The organism is Vibrio sp. YT-15, from assembly GCF_033337445.1.
Taxonomy (GTDB): Bacteria; Pseudomonadota; Gammaproteobacteria; order Enterobacterales; family Vibrionaceae; genus Vibrio; species Vibrio alginolyticus.
In genome coordinates, this window is sequence record NZ_JAWOQR010000188.1 from 1 (window position 1) to 1,017 (window position 1,017).

1 protein-coding gene is annotated in these 1,017 nt (G+C 51.5%); it reads left to right on the plus strand.

From position 1 onward, the window contains the following. Positions 1–1,015: dihydroxy-acid dehydratase (locus R7D93_RS26205; protein WP_318129671.1), on the plus strand; the 1,015-nt coding region annotated here is incomplete at its 5' end. Positions 1,016–1,017: the final 2 nt, after the last annotated feature.

The following is a 1,017-nucleotide window of genomic DNA, read 5'->3' on the forward strand; positions in this document are numbered from 1 at the left end:
TGGCTCGACCAATACGGTGTTACACCTTTTAGCTGCAGCGCAAGAAGGTGAAGTCGATTTTGATATGACGGACATCGACCGCATGTCTCGCCAAGTACCACACCTTTGTAAAGTGGCTCCTTCAACGCAGAAATACCACATGGAAGATGTACACCGTGCGGGTGGCGTTGTCGGTATCCTTGGTGAACTGAACCGTGCAGGTCTGCTGCGCAATCAGTCTAAGACTGTCCTAGGACTGACTTGGGAAGAACAGCTAGCCAAATACGACATCATGCTGACCGATTCAGAAGAAGTGAAATCATTCTACCGTGCAGGCCCTGCGGGTATCCGCACCACACAAGCATTCTCGCAAGATTGTCGCTGGGATACCCTCGATGATGACCGCGCGGAAGGCTGTATCCGCACCAAAGAAAACGCGTTTAGCCAAGATGGCGGCCTTGCCGTTCTGAAAGGCAACATCGCGCTGGATGGTTGTATTGTGAAGACTGCTGGTGTGGACGAAAGCATCCTGAAATTTACTGGCCCTGCAGTAGTGTTTGAAAGCCAGGAAGATGCGGTAGACGGCATCCTTGGCGGCAAAGTGAAAGCGGGCGATGTGGTTGTGATTCGCTACGAAGGTCCAAAAGGTGGCCCGGGCATGCAAGAAATGCTTTACCCAACCACTTATCTAAAATCGATGGGCTTAGGTAAAGAGTGTGCGTTATTAACTGACGGCCGCTTCTCTGGTGGTACCTCTGGTCTGTCTATCGGCCATGCTTCTCCAGAAGCGGCCAATGGCGGTGCGATCGGCTTGGTTCAAGACGGCGATTTGATTGCGATTGATATTCCAAATCGCAGCATCTCTCTTGAGATCTCTGAACAGGAACTTGCAGAGCGCCGCGTAAAACAAGACGAACTTGGTTGGAAACCAGCAAATCGTCAACGTGAAGTGTCTTTCGCCCTAAAAGCGTACGCCAGCATGGCAACCAGTGCTGACAAGGGTGCAGTACGAGATAAATCGAAGCTAGAGGGCTAGCC